General features: G+C 59.8%; 13 protein-coding genes and 1 tRNA gene. 6 read left to right on the plus strand and 8 right to left on the minus strand.

Annotated features, from left to right (window positions below; genetic code table 11):
• Window positions 1-50: 50 nt before the first annotated feature.
• On the minus strand, window positions 51-821 hold the full coding sequence (locus GQY20_RS31585) for a VOC family protein (RefSeq protein WP_157221157.1): 771 nt from the start codon (window positions 819-821) through the stop codon (window positions 51-53).
• A 386-nt stretch (window positions 822-1,207) separates the two neighbouring features.
• Between GQY20_RS31585 and GQY20_RS31590 the strand changes: the two genes are divergently transcribed.
• Window positions 1,208-2,359 (plus strand): pyridoxal phosphate-dependent aminotransferase, encoded by a 1,152-nt coding sequence (locus GQY20_RS31590; RefSeq protein ID WP_157221158.1) that lies wholly within the window; start codon window positions 1,208-1,210, stop codon window positions 2,357-2,359.
• A 92-nt stretch (window positions 2,360-2,451) separates the two neighbouring features.
• On the opposite strand, the gene GQY20_RS31595 is transcribed toward GQY20_RS31590, so the two are convergent.
• The gene (locus tag GQY20_RS31595) at window positions 2,452-2,802 is read right to left on the minus strand and encodes a hypothetical protein (protein ID WP_157221159.1); all 351 of its coding nucleotides are present in this window, start codon (window positions 2,800-2,802) and stop codon (window positions 2,452-2,454) included.
• Here GQY20_RS31595 and GQY20_RS31600 point away from each other — a divergent pair.
• Window positions 2,788-2,861 (plus strand) — tRNA-Gly (locus GQY20_RS31600). The genes GQY20_RS31595 and GQY20_RS31600 overlap by 15 nt on opposite strands.
• Before the next feature lie 438 nt (window positions 2,862-3,299).
• Here the strand turns inward: GQY20_RS31600 and GQY20_RS31605 are convergent.
• Together GQY20_RS31605 and GQY20_RS31610 are read right to left on the minus strand one after the other, a co-directional pair.
• Complete coding sequence (locus tag GQY20_RS31605) at window positions 3,300-5,930, minus strand: cation-translocating P-type ATPase (RefSeq protein WP_332836125.1); 2,631 nt, start codon at window positions 5,928-5,930, stop codon at window positions 3,300-3,302.
• Between the two features lie 215 nt (window positions 5,931-6,145).
• Window positions 6,146-7,327 (minus strand): L,D-transpeptidase family protein, encoded by a 1,182-nt coding sequence (locus tag GQY20_RS31610; protein ID WP_198351339.1) that lies wholly within the window; start codon window positions 7,325-7,327, stop codon window positions 6,146-6,148.
• 326 nt (window positions 7,328-7,653) lie between these two features.
• On the opposite strand from GQY20_RS31610, the gene GQY20_RS31615 reads away from it, so the two are divergent.
• Window positions 7,654-8,316 carry an NAD(P)H-dependent oxidoreductase gene (locus GQY20_RS31615; RefSeq protein ID WP_157221161.1) on the plus strand — a complete coding sequence of 221 codons (663 nt, stop codon included), beginning with the start codon at window positions 7,654-7,656 and terminating at the stop codon, window positions 8,314-8,316.
• 872 nt (window positions 8,317-9,188) lie between these two features.
• On the opposite strand, the gene GQY20_RS31620 is transcribed toward GQY20_RS31615, so the two are convergent.
• Window positions 9,189-9,446, minus strand: coding sequence for a DUF6894 family protein (locus GQY20_RS31620; RefSeq protein WP_157221162.1), 258 nt, complete (start codon window positions 9,444-9,446; stop codon window positions 9,189-9,191).
• Window positions 9,447-9,592: 146 nt separating this feature from the next.
• On the opposite strand from GQY20_RS31620, the gene GQY20_RS31625 reads away from it, so the two are divergent.
• The 3 genes from GQY20_RS31625 (at window position 9,593) to GQY20_RS31635 (ending at window position 12,348) form a co-directional block, all read left to right on the plus strand.
• A complete protein-coding gene (locus GQY20_RS31625; RefSeq protein WP_198351340.1) occupies window positions 9,593-10,348 on the plus strand; it encodes a Crp/Fnr family transcriptional regulator in 756 nt (251 codons plus the stop codon).
• Window positions 10,349-10,546: 198 nt separating this feature from the next.
• Entirely contained in the window at window positions 10,547-11,029 is a 483-nt protein-coding gene (locus GQY20_RS31630; RefSeq protein WP_157221164.1) for a hypothetical protein, read from the plus strand.
• Between the two features lie 665 nt (window positions 11,030-11,694).
• Window positions 11,695-12,348 carry a BON domain-containing protein gene (locus GQY20_RS31635; RefSeq protein ID WP_232476365.1) on the plus strand — a complete coding sequence of 218 codons (654 nt, stop codon included), beginning with the start codon at window positions 11,695-11,697 and terminating at the stop codon, window positions 12,346-12,348.
• Between the two features lie 119 nt (window positions 12,349-12,467).
• On the opposite strand, the gene GQY20_RS31640 is transcribed toward GQY20_RS31635, so the two are convergent.
• From GQY20_RS31640 to GQY20_RS31650, 3 genes are all read right to left on the minus strand, one after another.
• On the minus strand, window positions 12,468-12,638 hold the full coding sequence (locus GQY20_RS31640) for a hypothetical protein (RefSeq protein WP_157221165.1): 171 nt from the start codon (window positions 12,636-12,638) through the stop codon (window positions 12,468-12,470).
• 120 nt (window positions 12,639-12,758) lie between these two features.
• Window positions 12,759-13,517 carry a helix-turn-helix transcriptional regulator gene (locus GQY20_RS31645; protein WP_198351341.1) on the minus strand — a complete coding sequence of 253 codons (759 nt, stop codon included), beginning with the start codon at window positions 13,515-13,517 and terminating at the stop codon, window positions 12,759-12,761.
• 354 nt (window positions 13,518-13,871) lie between these two features.
• Complete coding sequence (locus tag GQY20_RS31650; protein WP_232476366.1) at window positions 13,872-21,869, minus strand: GH36-type glycosyl hydrolase domain-containing protein; 7,998 nt, start codon at window positions 21,867-21,869, stop codon at window positions 13,872-13,874.
• Between the last annotated feature and the right edge of the window lie 36 nt (window positions 21,870-21,905).

The following is a 21,905-nucleotide window of genomic DNA, read 5'->3' on the forward strand; positions in this document are numbered from 1 at the left end:
TTCAAATTCCTTATTTTGTTCGCCTCACAGCTGCGGGAGGCTTTGCGGGATCATTGGGAATCCACGACGTATCGCAGATCGGTGCCGCAGATATCGGCAAGCACGGGCTCGTCCTGCGGCAGCACGATTCCACGGCTCGCTAGCAGCGCTCGCATTGCCGCAATGTCGGTGACGAGCAGGTTCATGCGAAAGATTCCGTCGCCATGCTTGGCCAGGAAACCGGAGATTCGATCCGCCAGCGGGCTTTTCTCCCCGCTGCCGTCCAGTGCGAAGAAACCCACTTCGCGCAGCCCCCTGCCCCCGCCAGGGGCGGGAAAATGCCCTGACCGCACGCCCGGTGCGGCTGTCCGCGCGGTAGTGTCCGCCGAATCTACGCCCAATACGGCGCGGAAGGTCGCGAGCGCGGCGTCGAGATCCGCCACCGCGAAGTCGAGGCCCATCACGCCCCTGAACAGCCCGCCTTGGGTCTCGTCGCCGAAATCGGACGAGCCGTCCTTGGTGAACATCATCTCGCGGCCGATCTTGTCGCCGCCCGGAATATGACGCGCGACGAAGATTTCGACCCCGTTCAGCGTGCCGAGGGAGTTGCTCTCCCCGACCGCATAGCGCCTCGGTTCGTCATGCAGGAAGGCAAGGCCGCGCCCGGAAATTTCGGCCATGGTCGTATCGATGTCGTCGCACATGATGCCGATCAGAAACAGTCGGTCGTGCGCGACACGGATCGAATCCCCACCTTCCTGAAACATGCCGAGCGCGTGCATCATCTCGCCATTGCCCGGCAGCTGATAATAAGTGGCAACAATTGACTGGCCAGGCGTCATATCCGGATGAATCCAGAGTGGCTCTGTTCCGAAGATACGATCGAGCTGCGGCTTTGATCCATCGAGATCTTTCAAGACATAATCTATAACATAGATGTTCGTTAACATCCGGCCGCCCCTTAAACTTTCGCAAAAATCTATCGGATTAACATCGGCGATTAATCGACGCGGACGGATGGAGTGGCAACCTGTTTCCGATTGGCTTTCCTGCTTTATTCACCTGCAAGTCAGTTACTGTATCTTGCAGTTACAGAATACGGTACCGGTCTTCGGACTCGCCCCTCGGCAAAGCACGCACTGCGTTCTCGAGCCCTCTTATTTCGCCAGGATCATTCTCGATCGACATCCGCCTTTGCGCGGCCGGGATGCTGCTGTAAGGGCGGCCGATGCGTGACGTTGCCCGAAACCTGCCTGCATCGCTTATCCGCGAAGTCGCCAATCAAGCCATGGGCCAGCCGGGCCTCACCGCACTATGGTTCGGCGAGACGGACCAGCCCACCGATCCCATCATCCGTCAGGCGGCGATCGACAGCCTCGCCGCCGGAGAGACATTCTATTCCGCCAATCTCGGCCTGCCCGAGCTGCGCGACGCCATCGCCGCCTATCAGGACGATCGGTTCGGCGGCGCCAGCAGCCGCGACAATGTCGTCGTCACCGTCTCGGGGCTGAACGCGATCCTGCTGGCGCTGTCCGCGATCGTGGATCCCGGCGACGAGGTGGTGGTGATCACCCCCACCTGGCCCAATCTCGCCGCCATCCCAACCCTGCTCGGCGCCTCGGTCCGCCTGGCCGAGCTGACCCTGACGGAGGCCGGCTACCGGCTCGACGCCGACCGCCTGGCGCAGACGCTCGGCCCGCGCACCCGCGCGGTGATCGTCAACTCACCGCACAATCCCAGCGGCTGGATGATCAGCCGAGAGGAATTGAAGGAACTGGTCGATCTCCTGGACCACCGCGGCATCTGGCTGCTGATGGACGAGGTCTACACCCGGCTGGTCCACTCGGGCTCGCCGGTCAGCGTGCTTCCGCTGCGCGACGATGGGCGCCGGATCATCACCGTGAACAGCTTCTCCAAGACCTGGGCGATGACCGGCTGGCGGCTCGGCTGGCTCACCGTGCCCGCAAACGCGATCGGCACGTTCGAAAAGCTGATGGAGTTCAACACCTCCTGCGCGCCCGTCTTCGCGCAACGCGCCGGCATCGCCGCGATCGAGCATGGCGAAGCCTTCGTCGCCGCGCAGCAGCGCCGGCTGATGGAAGCGCGCGCCGCCGTCATCGACGTACTCGGCGCGCATCCCCGCATCCAGCTGCCGCCCCTCGACGCGACCTTCTATGCCTTTCCCCGCATCGACGGGCTCGTCGACGGCAAGAGCTTCGCGCTCCGGGCGATCGCGGAAGAAAAGATCGGCCTCGCGCCCGGAGAAGCCTTCGGCGAAGCGGGACGCGGCCATGTGCGGCTATGCTATGCGCGCGATCCTGCCACCGTGCGCGGGGCGTGCGAACGGATGGCCGCGCTGATCGATCGCCTGCCGGACTGATCCGGCGCCACGCGAAGTCCAGCGATGCGCGGCCCCGGCAAGGCGCAGCATCGACGATCAGTCCCGCTGCAGCTTGTCGGCGATCACACCTCTTACATCAGCCGGTTCACTTCGATGAGCCGGCGATTCAGGTCCGCCGGCCTTTCCGTCGCCGCTTCGACATACGGCTTCGATACCGCGCTGGTTGAAAGCTTCGGCATGCGGCGGACCTTCACGATGCTGCTGACGGACAGCGCCCCACCAACGGCAATCCATCCGATATCATGGAGCTGAAGCCTGAAGCGCGCTGGGTAAATCCGGAAGGTATATGTTGACCAAGCCAAGGTGATTGTGGCACTCGGCAAGCGTATCGCCGACCGTGCCTCCGCAAAATACGGAGCAAAACGATCAGCGGTGATATCGCAAAAAGTGGCAGAAATGCTGTTTTTGCGGGTGTAGCTCAATGGTAGAGCAGAAGCTTCCCAAGCTTACGACGAGGGTTCGATTCCCTTCACCCGCTCCACCTTCCTGTTCCTCATAGACCATGAACGTGCTTGCGAAGCCGAAGGGCAAACCCCAAAGATGGAGCACGCGCTCGGTCTGTTCCCGCTGATGCAGCTATCGGGCGGCAAGCTCTGGCGCCTCGAATATAGGCTGGAGAGAAAAGAGCAAAGGCTTGCGAGCGAGACATACCTCGGCGAAGCGCGGAAGCGACGCGACGATGCTTTGGTCGGCGATCAGCGCCTGACCGGAGTTCGTCGAGTAGAGCAAGTGCAACTGCTGGTCGAGACCGGCGACGCGGACTGGAGGTCCTGCACCTCCCTCATCATCCGGCCGATCTGCTGCAGGGTGCAAGCGGCGGGCGAGAGGCGGCGGCGAACTTGCTTCTCGTGGGGATCCGCAGCACCTCGCCACGCATGGCGATTTCGACGCTGAGGCGAGCTTGCGCAGCGTCATAGAATTAATCTCTGCGATCAGTCACGCCGAGGAAATGAACGCCGGGTTTGAGCGATTGCAGACATATCAGGAGCAGAATCCCCACGGAGAACGCCACCAAAACCATCCAAGGGGATGGCGGGGCGAAATGAAGGACATGCTGAAGCGGGCGTAAGCCGAGGATGGCAGCTGTACCGATGGCAATCCCGCCGAGGATCCATCGCAGCGCAATATTGCGGTGCCCGATCAGTGTCCTGGTCGAGCGTCCAAAACTGCGGTTGGCCAGAACAAGCGCCAACAGGCTCGCGATAAGAGCGAAGAAAATCTGTTCCCGCACCGCATCTGCATTCAGGCCATACCAAAGGCTGCCGAAATACAGAGCGGCCAGCAGGAGGAAAGCGATCACACCCTGCGCTACGCTACGCACGATCATCACAGAGGAGAAAAGCGGTTCGGACGCTGCTCGGGGCGGTCGCGCCATCAGGCCTTCTTCGTCGGCTTCCGCTTCGAACACCAGCGCACAAACCGGATCGATGATGAGCTCGATCAATGCGATCTGGATGGGTCCGAAGAGAAAAGGCAAGCCTGTCACCAGCGGGAGGAGAGCGAGCCCCGCAATGGGAACGTGGACGCTGAAGATGAAGCCCATCGCCTTGCGCAGATTGTCATAGATTCGCCTGCCGAGGCGAATGGCATCGACGATGGCCGAGAAACGGTCATCGACCAGAACCAGAGAGGCCGCCTCCCGTGCGACATCCGTGCCCCGCCGCCCCATGGCGATGCCAATATGAGCCGCCTTGAGCGCCGGAGCATCATTCACGCCGTCACCCGTCATCGCGACGATTTCACCGCCGGCTTTCAGCGCCTCGACGATTCGAAGCTTTTGGGTTGGTCGGATCCGCGCGCAGACCTGCACCTGCTGGAGCTGCTCGGCGAGCTCCCTTTCATCGAGACGGTCCAGATCTTCGCCCGCGAGGACGGTACTCCCGTCCAGGCCTGCCTGGGCGGCTATGCTGCATGCGGTCTCCACATGATCACCCGTAATCATGATCAGACGCACCCCCGCCGCGCGGCACCGGGCAATGGCATCCGCCACGTCAGGCCGGAGCGGATCGGAAAGCCCGATGAGGCCACGTAACCGGTAGCTGCGGCCGGACAATTCGTCGCGAAGCGTGTCGACGGCTGCGCTCGCGTCCGCGATACCGATGACGCGCATGCCGCGGCCCGCCATCGCGCGCGCGGCCATGTCCACTTGATGGCGCGCTTGGCCTTCGAGACCGCAGAGGCGTGCGATGGCTTCAGGCGCCCCCTTGCAGGCAAGCTCCGCAGGGGCGTCTGGATCGCCCAGCCAGGCATTTGCCATGACCAAGGTCGCTGGATCGAACGGATAAGTCCGAATCAGGGTTTCGGACCGCGACGTATCGGAAGGCTGCATCGCCGCAGCCTCATGAAGGGCCACCTCCATGGGATCGCTCGGAAAGGGCGCGCTCGCGCGTGCGGCAAGGCGTACAAGATGATTTCGCGCGCCCACATTCACCGAGAACGGATCGGTGGCCTCGCCTGGCTGCCATAGCTCCGAAACCGTCATGCGATTGAGCGTCAACGTTCCGGTCTTATCGACGCACAGGATGGTTGCCGCGCCAAGCATTTCGATGGTCGCGGCACGTCGTGTCAGGACGCCGGCCTTCGATATGCGCCATGCTCCCATTGCGAGAAACACGGTGAGCACCACCGGAAACTCCTCCGGAAGGAGGGACATCCCGATTGCGATGCCGGCGAGCAGCGCCTCCAGCCAGTCGCCCCGCTTCGCGCCGTACAGCAGGATCACGGCGAGCGTCATCAGCCCGGCGCCGGCGGCTGCGAACCTAACGATCCGCACTATCTGACGCTGGAGCCGGGGGGATTCCATTTCCAATCGGACGAGCGATTGTCCGATCTTGCCAATCTCAGTATTCACCCCAGTTGCCGAAACCTGACCCATACCGCTGCCGCGCGTGATGAGCGTTCCCGAATAGATCCATGACTGGTTGTCGCCGCCGGCCGGGCCGACCGGCTCTGTTTCGCCCGATCGCAGCGCGCATTTGGATACGGACAGCGATTCTCCGGTCAGCAGCGATTCGTCGGCGGCAAGATCGATGGAGTCCAGAACTTGCGCGTCGGCAGCGACGCGGTCGCCCTGCTCGAAAATGAGGATGTCGCCACATACGACGTCGCGGCCGGCGACGCGCACCGGTTGCCCGTCACGCAGAACCAATGCACGCGGGGCCGCGAGATCACGCAACGTCCGCAATACATGCTCCGTCCGGCTCTCTTGCACGACAGTCACGCCCACGGAAAAACAGGCAAATGCGGCAAGCACGAGCGCTTCCATCATCGATCCAAGCAGCAGATAGGCCAATCCCGCCAGCAGCAGAAGGAGCAGCATCGGTTCCTTCAGGACTTCGATCACGATGCTGATATGAGATCGCCCGTTCGAGGACGGAAGCGCATTCGGGCCATCCGCTTGAAGACGTCGAGCTGCTTCGGCACTGCTCAAGCCGACGACAGACATGCGGGCCGCTGACCCGTGGTGCGGGATCGCCGATACTGTTCGCCTGTCTGGTCGCGAGGCGGCGTTCGTTGTGCCGCTATCACAGGGGTCAATCGCGCGGTTCACGGCCTGGCTCCTCCGAAATAATCCGAACAGCGGGCTGGCGTGTTCCTCTTCATGGAGCAGCACCTGCTTCTCGCGAGAGGAACTAGGTACAAGCTGTCGCGCGCCCGCGTAATTTAGCCGCCGCTGCCGGCACTGCGAGCGAAGATCATGCTGCCGCTCACCACAGAACGAACGGTGCATCCACCGACGCCATAATTTGTGGCCGATATCCTATATCAGAGAGCGCATCCCTGCTCGACCCCGCCGCCTGCGCCGTCCCGATGATAGACGTCCGGCAGATAGCGAATCGATCCATCATCGGCTGGTTCCGCGGTAAAGTAAGCGACGTATACGGGAATGGCTGTCGCGAGACTCACCGTGACGGTAGCACCGGTATTGACAGTCGCCTCCAATCGATCTCTGTTCCAGCCTCTATCCGAGAGCAATGCACTGGCAAGACCGAGTGCGTCTCCGACACGCACGCAACCATGACTAAACGCTCTGACGTCCTTTTCGAACAGGCTCTTGGCAGGCGTGTCATGCAGATAGACATTGTACCGGTTCGGCATGACAAGTTTCATCCGGCCCAGGGCGTTTCGGGGGCCAGGCCTTTGGCGATAATGGCCCTGCTGATAGACATAGCCCTGTGCCGCGGCTGCTGCAGGATGCGCCCTGACCATCGCCGCTATCCCTTCACGCGCGATTGCCGGCGGTATCTCCCACCAGGGATTGAGCGTGACGCCTAGAATATCCGCCCGAAAGACCGGCGTCGGCGACCTGGTCTTGCCCACGACGATCTTCCACCTCCCGACGAGATCCGCGCCGCGCCACATCGTTGCTTCGAACGCGGCCGCATTGACCAAGATATAGATATCGCCCAGGCTACGCGGCATCCAACGCCATCGATCGAGGTTGACTGAAAGAACCGCTTTACGAACAGGATCAGTCTCTTTGGCATAGGCGCGCCGAAGCAACATATAGAAAGGATGTGACGGCCGAGTCGTGGCAAAAAGTCGATCGATGTTCCCGTCCCGGACAGCATTGGCGACGCTCAGTTGGCTGTCAGGCCATTGGGAACCATCAGAAATATGCCAAGCAACGCGCGACGCACGATGACAACAGCCGTGCCGATACGCCTCCACTAATTCCATAGCTGCCTTTGTCGCGACCGCGTCGAGGTCCGACTCTCTGGCCTGTGCCATAGCGACCTCGACATCGGCCGCTTTGGCCGCCGTCGGCGCAAGGCCATCATCGGCCGAGGATTTCAACCATTCGACCAGACGCGCCGCCTCGCCGCGTGTCCATCGCGGCATTCCTTCAGCAGTATAGACTTCACCCAACGCGCCTCGTGGCTGCTGAGCCGGTGCCGTGGCCCCGGAAATCATGATCGCGCTCAGACAGGGGACGAGCCATTTCATAAAATGCACCTGCCCGTGCAGCATATTGCCCGCAATCCGTATGATCCCCAATATCCTCGGCGATTTCCGGACTTCCTTTCGGCCTGGTTTTTCTACGACGACAGGTCCGACTGGTACAAGGAGGCTCGGATAAAGCATTCCGACATTCGGCATAGTACGTAGTGTCTTGGTGGGAGCTTCCACTATTATGCACCCAAATGAGACTGCGGAAATGGAGAATTCCGCATTTCGCGGTCACCATGGCAGATATTCGCCGTCGTGCAGGTACCGCTGGGATCGGGCGAGCTTCCAGTTTGGCAGGACGGGTTGCCAGATCGGAGGACAGCATGCCCGCTAACATTGTCCGCCATGCGGTCATCTTGACACACCCTAATCCGCGCAGTTTCAACTCGGCGATTGCGGAGACCTATTGTGAAACGGTGCGTGAATGCGGCCAGTCCGTTGTCCTACGCGATCTTTATCGCATCGGATTCGATCCCGCCTTGAAGGCAGACGAACAGCCCGGACCCATGTTCGCGATGTCGGCCGATGTTCGTGTGGAATGGGACGCGGTCAAGGGAAGCGACATGTTCACGCTGATCTTCCCCATCTGGTTCGGATTGCCACCCGCGATGATGAAGGGGTATGTCGACCGTGTCGTCGGCGCCGGCGTCACGCCGCGGCAGATACAGGAGAGAGACGGCTGTGGGCTGCTGCGTGGAAGCAACCTGCTCAGCATCTCGACCTCCGGCGCCCCCGAAGCCTGGCTCGACGAACAGGGCCAGCAGGAAGCCCTGCGCGACGTGGCGAGTCGCTATCTGTTTCGCGCATTCGCGATGAAAACCGCATCCACCCTCCACTTTGGGGGCATTGTGCAGGATCTACCGAAAAGAGTCGTTGACGAGCATCTCCATACGGTCCGCGAACGAACCAGAAAATTATGTGCGCGCTTGGCAGTGGAAAAACGGGACCGCGCTCTTCCGCCAAAGATATCCTGCTCGGAGCACTGATCGAGAGGCGATCCTCTCGGTCATTCCTTCCGCAGCTCCGCACGATCGCTCAAGCTCCCCATCTCTCCCGGATCGCCTCGCCACCCCGCTCCAACTCGAAGGCGCCGGGATCGATCAATCCGATGCCATCCGCGAGCCGCGATGATTTGATAAGTTCGACACGCTTAAATTTTGTCAATACGGGCTACCGGTCGATAGGATAGTTCGTCTACCCAGCAAGGTCCTTCGGGTCGCACCTGGTCCTCGCACCAGATGCCGGGCATCCAACCAACCTTGGGGGAGCCCCGTATTTCCGCCTAGTGGCCATCCGCTCGCCGAAGGCGTGCATGTTCGCGTGGCAAGTCGTCTTCGAGGCACGGCTGCATCCGGGCTCGCAACCTCGCCTGCGCGCAGGACGACGGCAATTCTCAAAAGGGCAGCGGATCAGCCCCGCGTCCAGTGCTCAACAAATGTCAATACGCGCATCTGGCTGCGCCCTAGACCTGTCAGTCTGCCTGGATCAGAAGCGGATGAGGTGCTGGCCGGATGGGTCGAAAAACACTACGAACCGCTGTTCCAGTCTTCATGCTTGGCGGCGCGATCGGGCAATATGTGCAATTGCTCGATTCGCCTTCTCTGAAGGGTGCGGCAATAGCGATCACCCTATTATCATTTTCCATCATTTGCGGAGTTCGGATCGGATTACGGAGGTGATGCCTGACATATTGTTGCGAGCCGGCAATGGCCTCCGGTCGACCGGCAATGTGGTCGCCTGATTTCCCCTCATTGAAGGCAACCGCCGGCACGCGCACTTTCTCAGCCTCCGCAACGGAAGGAGGGACCGCGCAACAGCCTTATATCTATGTCAGATTGACATTTAAACGCCTAACCCGTCAGGATCCGTCAGAATCTGATCCCGATATCCTGACGGCGCGCGAAAACGGAATACTGCATATTAGCACTTCATTTTCGTCATAAACCTCTATCTTCTGATCTAAATCTACAAATCCTTCAAGCACATCTGCAGATATTATTGCACGCGCTTCTCTTATTGCTTCGTCATTAATCTGCGATCTTACAGAGTATTCCTTGCCATCCGGATCGAGAACCAGATCATGCGTGTTCCGAAGATGAAAATAATATCGCGGCATGCTGCGTCTCCGTCCGTTCGGATCCGACTCGATAGGAGTACGTATCATAACTTATATCAACCATCATGTGATTAATGACTATAACGCCGGGCGTTCATATACCCTGTTACGAGACCGTACCATGTGAGGGGTGGCATGCTCAGCTTATGAACGGTTCAGAAGGTAAAAGTCGGCAGCTGGCTTCGTTCGTGGAGCGATTGCGCCTACACACAGCACTACCCGACGCAGAAGCGGAAGCGTTGATCACGCTGCCCTTCAGGCTGCTGACTCGCGATCGCCATTCTTATCTGATGCGGCAAGGCGACGAACTGCGTCATTGCACTATCCTTCTCTCCGGCTTCGTCGAACGCCACCGCATCGGCCTCAACGGCCGCAAGCAAATACTTTGCTTTTATTTTCCAGGAGATCCTCTCAATCTCGAAAATCTCTACACGATGCGCTCCGATGACGCTTTGCAGGCACTTAAATTGTCCGAAGTGGCCATAATCCAGTGCGATGACCTCCTAAGTCTGATGCAAGATCGCCCCGCGATCATGAAAGCGATCGTGCGATCCCTGCTCATAGACGCGTCGATCTCCCGAGAGTGGATCTTCAATGTCGGCCAGCGCAGCGCAAAAACGCGCATTGCGCATCTGATCTGCGAACTCGGATTTCGAAAGACACTCCAGCCGCACCATTCGGGCGGCGTGACACTGCCCCTTACCCAGGTGCAAATCGCGGAAGCGACCGGACTCACATCAGTCCATGTCAACAGAACGCTAAAAGAGCTACAGTCAGAGAAAATATTATCCTATAAATCGGGAGTTTTTACTGTATATGATATCGACGCACTCGCAGAGTTGGCGGATTTTAGCCCGAGCTATTTCCATTGGTTCCGCCATAACGGCGATGGCGTGGTATAATCGCGAATTCGATCGCGGCGGAGACATTGGTCGCGACGCCTGGAAACACGTACCCGTTGACCATATTCGGGTGTAAATCGCTTCATAGATTCCTGATACAGCCAGATCCAATCTTAATAGGAAATATACGTATCGCATTCCGGGCATCGGAGTTGTTGAACTTGTCGCCTGCGAACTCTCCATCGGGTAAAGTGCGGCATGAGGCAAGTTCGAACGCTGCTGTCATCGGCAAGCGCGCGCGGGAAATCCAGGAAGACAGACGACAACTACGCGCCTGCCGAGCGTCGTTCGAAATGGTCGATTTGGATCATCACATTGATCGTTGCAATCGCCGTGATCGGGGCGACCCATGCCGCGCATGTTGATCAACCTCTAACTGCAATTATCGCCGGGCGCACCCCTGGACAGGCGGCCGATTGCCTACGGCTCAAGAACATACGCTCCTACCGGATGATCAAAGGGTCGGCCATCGTGTATGAGGGGCTGGATGGCTACATCTATGTGAATAAGCCACTCTCGGGAGCCGGTCTCCTGCGCGAAGGACTGATGATAATCACGGATTCGCGCAGCGGCCAATTGTGCGAATTCGACAGTGTACGCCTGACAGACATAAGCACGGGTTCGAACGCAGGAGCGCTGGTACTCGGAAAATTTCTACCTTATGCGAATATCACAAAATAGTTTCGTAGGTCTGCCTAAGAGAATACGCCGCCATCGGTCAAGATCAGGTCTCAAAGTTCTGGCAGATGAGCTCATGCGGCCAATGACCGCTATTGACCAACGCTTATCATTCACCTCAAAGGCTTGAATCCCGCTGACGCAAGCCTGGCTGCTGCTGGAACATTCGACGAGTGGCAGCCACACATGCCGCTTCAGCGCTTCGACGTCAGACACGCAATTGCCAGCCCGCGTGTGCGCAATGAACAAACTGATATATTACAGTTCGCAAACGAACAATCTGCCACGTGTGTCAACGGCCACCGAAGCTTCCACAGATGTGGGCGTTAAAATTCACTATACGGTCGCTTTGATGTGGTGGGCGATCAGCCGTACCCGCCTTCGTTCGGCGGTCGACCGCGGGGTCTCGACGGCGGATTGAATGTGGCGCCTTGCGTACATTTGCAGCACGATACTTAAGCATATATCCGTATGGAAGCACTCTCTCTCCGCGTTCATCAATTCCCTACCGGGAGCGATATGATCGCTGGTGAGTCCCAGGGGCTCGGACCGACTTGTACGGGCGGTTTTCATATCTGCCGTTCGGTATTCATTGCGGAAAGCGATGCGGCATCGATGCCGATGCTGTTCGTACAGATGTGGTTTGTCTTCCGAAAAGGAGATCTCAAGTGACAAAGAGCGACAACGAAATCCAGCGCGATGTGATGGCCGAACTCGAATGGGAACCGCGCGTCAGCCCCGCTGACATTGGCGTTGCCGTCAATGACGGCGTTGTCACCTTATCAGGCTATGTTAAAACCTATCCTGAGAAGATTGCGGCTGAAAAGGCCGCACGCCGCGTGATCGGCGTGCGCGCCCTGGCGGAAGAAATCAAGGTGCGCTTCCCGTCCGATCCCAAGACCGCCGATCACGAGATTGCCAAACGCATTCTCGATATCTTCGCCTGGGATGTGACGATTCCGGACAAGGCGATCAACGTGAAAGTGGAGAAAGGCTGGGTGACGCTCAGCGGCACCGTCGACTGGTATTATCAGAGCGAAGGCGCCCGCAAAGCAGCGGGAAAGGTAACCGGGGTCATCGGCGTCAGCAACCTCATTACGGTGAATAAATTGCCGCATGCCTCCGATATCAAGGAGCGCATCATGGCCGCCTTCAAACGTCAGGCCGATCTCGACGCGACGACAGTGACGGTCGAGACGGATGGAGCCACCGTGAAACTTGGCGGCAAGGTCAAGGCCTGGATGGAACGCGGGATCGCGGAACGCGCGGCCTGGGCCGCGCCCGGCGTGACGAAAGTCGAAGACAATATCATGATCAGTTAATCGGTGCTCAACCAACGCTTATCCCGACGATCGGCCACCGCCTCGCCACCATGGCGAGGCGGCATGCGCTTTCGGAAAGCTTTCCGAACGAGAAACCATCGCGTGGTGCCTGAGACGGGCTAAGATGCTTGACGATGGGCGTTATCCAGGCATGAAAGATCAAGCGCATTCAGTTTCTCTCTTTCACGCGCGAGCAAATCGGAAACAATCTGTCGCTGTCGTGAATCCAATTCGCCGGCGAGCAGCGCCTGGAAGCGCGCGATATTCTGGTTCGCTACAAATCGCTCCATGGAAGCCTCCATCCATGCGCCATGTGCACAGCCAAAGCTTTTGGAAATCCTAGCCTGCTCGCGATCGATGCAAATTGGGGCAGAATCCTAATGACGTTGCGGGAGGAATCCCGAGGCAGATCAAGATTTCAGCCAGCCGTTGCGGAGCGCATATTGCAGGATTGCCGGTCGTCCATCGAGGTGCAGCCGCCTGACGGCCTGGGCTCGGTGAAACTCGACCGTCTTGACCCCAATGCCGAGGCGACGGGCGATTTCCTTGTTCGAATAACCCCACGCCACGAGCTTCAAGACGTCCGCTTCGCGTTGGGTCGGCATTGCCTGCGAGGCGAGCTGCTTTGGAGACGTCGGCGTTGATGCAGCGGAGGTGACGGCATTCACCGCAGCGACGTCAAATCCAAGCCCGTCCGCAGCATCGGTCATTTCGCCGAGCCGCGCAGCGATCAATGCATGGAGCTTATGCACCGCGCCATTGCCGTGATCGAGAGATTGTATGAACAGTAGCCCGCCACCTTGATTGGTAAGTGCAGCGAAAGGCAGCGCAGAAAATTGAACCAGCATCGGCTCACCTTGCGCTGGCCGCAATAGCGCAATGCATTCCCCAGGCACGGGCTGATCAATCAAGGCTTGCGCGTCCGGCCAATGTCCCCGTTCGAGGCGTATGCCATCGGCCGAATATAGCTCCCACCTGTCGAGCGCTGCCATATCCTGGGATGGTATCACCTCACCTAAAATATGCCTCAAGCCGCCATGGTGCATGATTATCTGCCCCACAGCATCGAACAGAGCAAAGGCGATCGGCAGCAGATCGATCATTGCGTCGAACATCATCTGACGATGTTGAGGTGAGACCATTCCAGTAGTCCCCGCACCAGTCACCATCGAGCTCCGCTATCCCAGCTGCCATTCGGGTGCCACAGATCGTTGGAAACCGGGCATTCAGCACGCGATACGGCTTATGTCGTCATTCGTCCCCTTGCGGAAGTATAGGTGGATTTGCGGATGAGGTCACGCCCCTTAAGTATATATCCTACATCGCTGCGCCCCGCCTCGTATTTCACGCTCAGGAACGTGGAATTTACCGTGGGCGCGAGTTTACATCCCGATCTTTCTAGATCGGAACTACCGTATAACTACGGTATCGTTACTTAAATTACATAGGGTGATTGGGGATTAGAAATTTATTCGGCGCCGGGCCGAAATCAGCCGGCTGGTTCAGCGTTCTGGGATAGCGCGTCAGGGTTGATGCGAATCGAGGACATAGACAACCTCGGACGTAGTGCCGGCAGCCGGAAAGCTGAGATTCCCATCGGGGAAGGGCTCGCCGTCGACGGTCGAGTGGGCAGCAGAATCGCCCTCCCCTTGCTGCCTTTTCAGCCGAATATGAAGCGTGCCGGCATTTTTTGCCTTCAAGACGATTCTGACCTCGCGCCAGGCGGAGGGAAGGCGGGGCGCAACATGGACTTTGCCGTCGATCAGACGCAGTCCGAGGATCTCCTCGACTGCCAGGCGCCAGGCCCAGCCTGCCGCGCCGGTATACCAGCTCCATCCGCCACGACCCGTCGCATCGGGAGCGGCGAGTATGTCGCCGGCGACTGCATAGGGTTCGACCCGATACAGTGTTGCCGCACTCGCCGACGCGGCATGGGAAATCGGGTTGATTCGGTCGAAGATCGTCTTCGCCATATCCCCATCACCCAAACGGGCCATCGCAATCCCGAGCCAGGCCGCGGCGTGGCTATATTGGCCGCCATTCTCGCGTACACCAGGCGGGTAGGCCTTGATATAGCCAGGATCGCGCGGTGTCCGGTCGAAGGGTGGATCAAGCAGGCGAACAAGCGCATCATCGGGCCGGACCAAATGATCGAGCGCGGACGCAACCGCAATACGGCTTCGATCGCGATCGGCCGCTCCCGAGAGGACCGCCCATGATTGGGCCAGGGAATCGATTCGGCATTCACTGTCGGACGCGGTGCCGAGAGCCCGTCCGTCGTCGTCGAACGCGCGAACGTACCAATTACCGTCCCAGGCGGAACGCTCGATTGCGGCAACCAACGCTGCCCGGCGGTCGGTCCAGCGCTCGGCCAGCTCAGGCCGCTCTGCTTGCCGGCACAGCTGGGCAAAGGCATCGATCACCACGATCAGGAACCAACCCAGCCAGACACTCTCCCCGCGCCCGCGCGCGCCGATCCGATCCATTCCATCGTTCCAATCGCCAGAACCGATGAGCGGCAGGCCATGCGATCCAAGCCTGTGGCCACGGTCCAGCGCGCGCTCGCAATGGTCAAGCAGAGGAAGCGTATAGATTGTGCTAGGGAACCGCGCATAGCGATCGCCTTCGCCATCCGCGAGCATCGGACCTTCGAGAAAGGGAACCTGCTCACGTAGAACGTCTCGATCGCCCGTTGCCTCGACATAGCGCGCTGTTGCGAAGGGCAACCAGAGCAGGTCGTCCGAGCAGCGCGTGCGAACCCCCCGATCGGAAGGCGGATGCCACCAGTGCAACACATCGCCCTGCTCAAACTGATGCGCGGCAGATACAAGAATATGTCGCCGGGCCGCCTGAGGATCTGCATGGAGGATCGCGAGCACGTCCTGCAACTGGTCACGAAAACCGAACGCGCCCCCCGCCTGATAAAAGCCGGCGCGGGCGAGCAGGCGCGCGCTGATTGCCTGATAGGGAAGCCAGCGATTGACCATGAGATCGAATGCCTGATCGCCAGTCTCCACTCTGACCGCGTCCAGCCGTTCCTTCCAGGTGCCGTCGAGATCTGCCAAAGCCCGCTTCACCTCGTCGAGACTGCTCCAGCGCCGCACGAGGCGATGGACGTCCGCCCGTCCGCTTCCTTCCCCGAGGATGAACAAGATCTCGTTCTCCCCCTCGGGATCCACGTCGAGATGGAGCTGCAACGCGCCGCAACAATCGTGGCCGACTGAGAAGCCCCGGTTACCCAAGTCCCAGTTCAAGAGGCCGTCGGGGGCCGTACGCTCTCCGGATGAACCCAGAAAATCGGCAAGCGACGTCGTAATACTATGCGGCAAGTGGCTTGTCGCTAGGAATGCAACCCGATCGGCAAATTCCTCTTGCCAGGGATTTCGCGCGAGAATCGCGTGTATCTCGGCGTCATAGGAAGAACTGCGCAATGGAGCAGCCTCACTGTGCATCGATCCGAGTAGCCATTCGACAAAATATGTGGCGGTGAGCCTGCGCGCCCGTGCATGAAGATTCCGAACCTTGAGCTTGATGATCTTGACTGGATCATCGGTGGGCACGAATACGAGCAATTCCAATTGGAGGCCTTCGCAGGCGCTCTCCCACACGGTGAATCCGGCGCCATGGCGTATCTGGCAGGCTGTGCCTTGGCCTCTCGGCAGGGGCGTCGGCGACCAGAGCCGCGCATTCTCCTCGTCTCGCAGATAAAGGCATTCGCCTTGCGGATCCCTCACGGGATCGTTCGACCAGGGGGTCAGGCGATTCTCTCCCGCGTTGATCGCCCAGCTGAAGCCGAGACCGGATTCCGTCACGAGGGTACCGAAAGCCTCGTTGGCAAGAACGTTCGACCAGGGCATGGGTGTCGTCTCGCCAGGCGGCAGGTGAATGAGATAATCGCCCTGCCCAGGCTCGAAGCCGCCCCAACCATTGTCGAACAGCAGACCGTCCGACCTCCTCAGCGTGCCTTCGCCCGAAGATGGCGGTGTCGGCCCGACCGGCGCAAATGGCGGGCTTTGCGCAAGCTGCCTCATCTGCCGCGTAACCTGATCAATGAGCCGTCCACCTGCCTCGTCGAGAATGAGCGCCGCGGAGCGTTCAAGCAGCGCCGCACGGTCGGCGCCGGGCGCGTCGATCGCCACCACGAATATGCCGCCGGGCGATGAGAGACGATCGGCCACGCCTGCTTCCCGGAGGATCGCATGAATGCGTTCGCGACCGGCATCGACATAGCCGCCCTCACCGAGATGGGTGACGACCAGGTCGATCATCACGCCACGCAAGCGCCAAAGCTTCTGCGCCTTGAGCAGGAGGCGCAGAATATCGGTCTGCTCCGCCGTGCCTGCACGCAGCAGGAGGATAGGATGGTCGCCCGATATTCCCATCGCCCAAAGGTCAGTCCGGCGGTGGGCTGCGTCGGCGAAACTTCCCATTTCCCTTAGCCCGGGCCGCAGCAAGTGCGACAGTAAAAGTTGCGCTGTGGAAAGCTGATCCGGCGCAAGAGAGAGAGCGCTGCTCTCACGCGCGCTCTCCGTTGCCGCATCGTTCGCCGCCCAGTCGAGCGCGACCAGCGTCGCATAACGTTCTGCGATCGCCAGTGCGGACTCACGCGAAGCCGCAGCGATCGTGAGGAAGGCGAGCTCCCGACGGCCGAGCGCCGGCACTTCAAGCACGGTGTGCAAAGCAGAAATGGGATCCAGCGGCCAGCCAGCCGATCCTGACAGTGGTTTCGATCGCAGTGCGGCGGGATCGATCACACTGCCGTGACGCCCCAGGAAACGATAGCGATCAGTCTCGAACGCCACGGAGATCGGCTCCTGCCCGTCGCCGATCAGCCGCTGAAGAAGTACCGGAGGTCGTTCCGAGGGACCGCGGGGGCGCCGCTGAAACAACAGTCCGCCCAGAGACGGCGGTTTTTCCGCTCCAACGAACAACTTGTTGAAGGCGGGGTGGCGGGCAGCATCGGCCGGCGGCGCGAGCACGATCTCGGCGTAGCTGAAGATTTCGAATTTGCGAGGCCGATCGGCATGGTTGACGAGCGTCACGCGCCGGATCTCAAGATCATCGGCCTTCGCGACGCAAATCACCGTTTGCACGGTCAGCTCTGCCTTCCTCTGGTGAAACTCGACCTTGTCGGCATGAAAAGTTACTTCGCTTTCGATAGTCCCTGGCCCTGCAGCCCCGCCTGTCGCCGACCAGAAGCGATCCTCCTCGTATTCGCGTGCATAGATTGCGTAGGCCGCTTCGACATCGTCAGCATCCGGGTTCGTGAGCGCGCATTGCTGCCATGCCAGCGCACTGCGCCCGTCACTGCGCACGCGGCTCGACAGGCGTCCGTTGCCGATGACGTGAAAGTCATTCTGCCGGTCGGCACGTTGCGGCGTCCAGCCGTGAATGGCAGGAATCGTCTCAGAACCGTTCTTGGACGGCTCCTCGAATTGCATCCTCTTAAGTTCCGGCGGAAGCTCCCAGGGTATGCGCTCGTTGAGCAGAAGATCGACTGTCTGGATCTGCGCATCTGCATGGAACCATCCTACGATCATGTCGCCGCACAAGGCGTTACCGAGTGCTGCGAGGCTCATGCCATGGTGATGGGCCATGTAGGATCGAACGAGGCGGAACGGTTCGTCTTTCGATTTGCGCTCGGGTGTGAAATCAGCGGCTTCGTACAGGCCGAAACGACCCAACAGCCCCATCGCGCCTAGCCGCTGGAGATTGCGTGTCGCATCGGCGGGCCGGATCGCGAGCGCAAGCGCGCTCGCATAAGGCGCGATGACGAGGTCCCGTCCGAGTCCACGACGAAGGCCGAGTTCGGGCACGCCGAAGGCATGATAATGATAGATGCGATCCTGCCCCATCGATGCGAACGAGGATTCCGAGATTCCCCATGGGATATCGTTGACCCGGCCGAACGCCATTTGGATCGCGATGGCCGTTTCATCGCTCTCGAACAGAAGCGTCCCCGGATCGCTGCGCATGAAAAGATCAGGCATCAAATATTCGAACATCGAGCCGTTCCACGAAACCAGCGCGAGCCCCTGAGCGCGCCTCGTGATCGGCCTCGCCAGCTGAAACCAATGATCGGGTGACACATCGCCCTTCGCGATGGCGAAATAGCTCGCCAACCGCGCCTCGCTTGCGAGAAGATCGTAATGGTGAACGTCGATGCGATCGGCGCTGGCATTGTAACCAATATGAAAAAGCCGGACATCACGGTCGAAGAGGAATGCGAAATCCATGCCGTAAGCGACTGCACGCGCCCGCTTGGCATCGACCTCGAGATTGCGGACGAGGGTTTCGAGCGCTGCTTTTCCACGCCCGAATGCATCGAACAACTCTTCTATCCAGCTGCGCGCAGGTGAGGCCGCGAGCGCATGCGCGGTCTTCTCCAGGTGGCCTTGCTCCCGTACCAAGCGTTCCATCAATTCCGGGAGCGGCAGTTGCAGCGACAGGTTGGCTGTTATCTCGCCAGCCAGTTCGATGCAATCAGATGGCGGTGTGTGCAAAAGCGCCATCCAGGGCAGAAACGCCCTCATATCACGCCGGATCCCGAGCAGATGATGGTCGACGCGTTCTAGCCAGGTTTGCATTTCGACGAGACCGTCGAGTTCCGTCTCGCCTCCATGCCCAACGATCTCATGCGCCATCTCACGCAGCTGAATGACGTCTTTCTCCAAAATGGCGAGACAGGTCTCCCATTGCCTGTCGTCGGCAGGAACCACTGCGATGCGGTTTCGCATCGACGCGACGCGGCCGCGTATCGACGACGTATCGGATCGATCCAGCCGATCTAGCGCTTCGTCGAGAATGTCCAGCACATCCTGCATACCCGCCCAGAGCATGCCATCAAACAAACGTCCGATAGTGGCGTCGTTCAGCGCCTGTGCGGTCACGAGCAGGCTGACGGCGAGATTGCCGCTGTCGACGGTGGACACGTAACGCGGCTCCAACGGCGAAAGCGTTCGCGTGTCGTACCAGTTGAGAATATGGCCATGCTGACGTTCGAGCCGGTCGATGGCATCGAGCGCGTTGCGCAGCCGCAACTCGGTTTCAGCAAGGCCGATATGACCCAAGCGCCACGCCGTGAGGACCGACAGCATCATCATGCCGATGTTGGTCGGCGAGGTGCGATGGGCGACATCCTCGTTGGGCGGCTCCTGATAATTGTCGGGCGGAAGCCAATTATCCTCGGGTGTGGCGAAGGTCTCGAAGAATAGCCAGGTCCGTCTTGCAAGCCGGCGCAGGAATAGCCGATCGGCTTCGTCAATCGCCTCGCCTCGGCGATAGAGTGGCCGGCTGACGCGTATTGCGATTTCGGGAGCCAAGAGCCAGAGCAACAGCAACGGCGCAGCAATTGCGAGCGTCGCGGGTTGCGCGAGGATCAGGCTGGCCGCGATCGCCATCGCGGCGACCGGCGACGCCGCCATGTCTCGCCAAGCGGCGGCACGCGGCGCGCGCGCCCCCAGGCGGAGGGATTGATGCGCTGCCGGCGTCCATTCGAGCAGCATGCGTCCTGATCGAAGTCGCCCCAGCGTGACGAAAATGGCATGAACGGCCAGGGCGGAATCGCTGACGAGGAACGCGATCGCCAGAAACCATCTCCCGAAATGGTCTGACAGCCGGCGCCAGACGCCTTGGATGACACCGCGCCGGCGTCCCCTTGCAAGGCCGGTAACGAGGTCGGTGAACAGATAGGCGCCCGGTGCAGCGAGAGCGAGAAGCGTCCAGACCAGCGGATTGCCGGCAAGAAGGAACCAGCCCGCGAGCAGCAGTGCAAGGATGCTCGGCGGCAACAGGCTTCGACGTAGATTGTCGAAGATTTTCAGACGGTCGAACAAACTCAGGCGATTGACAAGCGAAGCAGCGTCCCGTCCTGGAACGCGGGGAAGAAGCCAGGGAAGCGTCTGCCAGTCTCCCCGCACCCAGCGATGCCAGCGCCAGGCATATTCGAGATAACTCGTGGGAAAGTTTTCATAGATGATGATATCACTCGCCAATCCGACACGACCGCAGAGACCTTCAAACAGGTCATGACTGAGTAAATTATTTTCAGGGACGCGGCCGCTGACACTGCGTACAAACGGTGCGACCTCGTAAATGCCTTTTCCTACGAATATTCCGCTACCAAACAGATCCTGATAAACGTCGGAAACTGCGTGGGAATAGATATCGATCGTGCAATCTCCGCCATAAAATCGGGTGAGCAGCGAACGCCGGCTTGCGTCGGGAGCAATCTCCACCCGCGGCTGCAGGATGGTGTAACCCCGGCTCACACGCCCGGTTCGCGTATCGAAGCGCGCGCTGTTGAGAGGATGTGCAAGAGTGCCCACCATGCGATTGACAACACCGGGGGGAAGACGGGTATCCGCATCGGCCGTGACGACGAAACGGACATTGCGAAGCTCATCGACCGAGCCGGCGCACAGGCTGAACGGGTCGCGGTTCCCGTGCAGGATGAAGTCGTTGAATTGTTCGAGCTTCCCGCGCTTGCGGTCCCAGCCCATCCAGCAAGCCTGTGCGGGGTTATAGCGCCGTGGCCTGTGCATCAGGTGAAACGGCCCACGGCCAGCACCGCCGCCATATCGCAGATTGAGCGCCTCGATCCCGTCGGCCAGGAGTTTCTCGACAAATGCATCGTTTGGCAGCGTCTCGCTCTCAGCATCCACGTGATCGCTGAGGAGGACGAATTTCAGGCACGGATCGGGATTGGCGAGCCGATGGTGCTCCATCTGACGGAGCAGAGCCGTAACATCGCCGGGTGCCGAGATCAGAACTGGCACGACGACCGCGGTCGAGCAATTTTCAGGAATTGCCTTGTCAAAGTCGAGCTTGGCCAGCACCCGCGGTGGCATGAGGTGGGTGAAGAGCCAGTTGATCGCGGTCACGCTCAAAATCGATGCTGGCAGAGCGCTGAGAACAAGCCCGGTGATTTGCCCGGCGGTGGACGCACCCATCGACAGGAGATAGAGCGCGGGCAGGATAAGTCCGGCCATTCCGGCGCCTAGCAGTGACAGCGCGTAGAGAGCAGCAGGATTGCCGAGCAGACGCCGGGTCAAGGCGTCCAATGTCAGCATCTTCAGATCAAGCGCGGCTTCAAATGCCGTCCGTCCCGAATCAACGAGCCAGTAGCCGACATGTCCTGTCGGCAGATCGCCATCGCTGTGGCACTGTAACAGCACCTTCTCAGCCACCTGCCATTCCGGCAAGCGGGCACGCACGCCAAGCTCCTCGATCACCTTGCGATAACGATCCCGTGTCGCAAAATCCATGCAAGGATAGATGCCTGCTGGATCTCGCCGCAGGATCGCCTCGACACGACTGGTGCTGTCGAAGAAATCGTCCCATCGGATGCTGGCGATGACGATCAGATTGGCGATTGCACGCGAGACGCATTCCGTGTCGTCGACATCAGCGCTCTCGAATAAGCGCCGTTCCGGAAAAAAGATTCCATGATGAGAGTTGGATAGCGGCCTGAGGAAGATCAGAGTCGGTTTGCTACCAACCACTCTGAAAGGATTTGCCATGTCAGCAGACCTGGTCTCGCAACCTGCCGCCATCCG

The sequence above is a fragment of the Flavisphingomonas formosensis genome (genome assembly GCF_009755815.1).
Classification (GTDB): domain Bacteria; phylum Pseudomonadota; class Alphaproteobacteria; order Sphingomonadales; family Sphingomonadaceae; genus Flavisphingomonas; species Flavisphingomonas formosensis.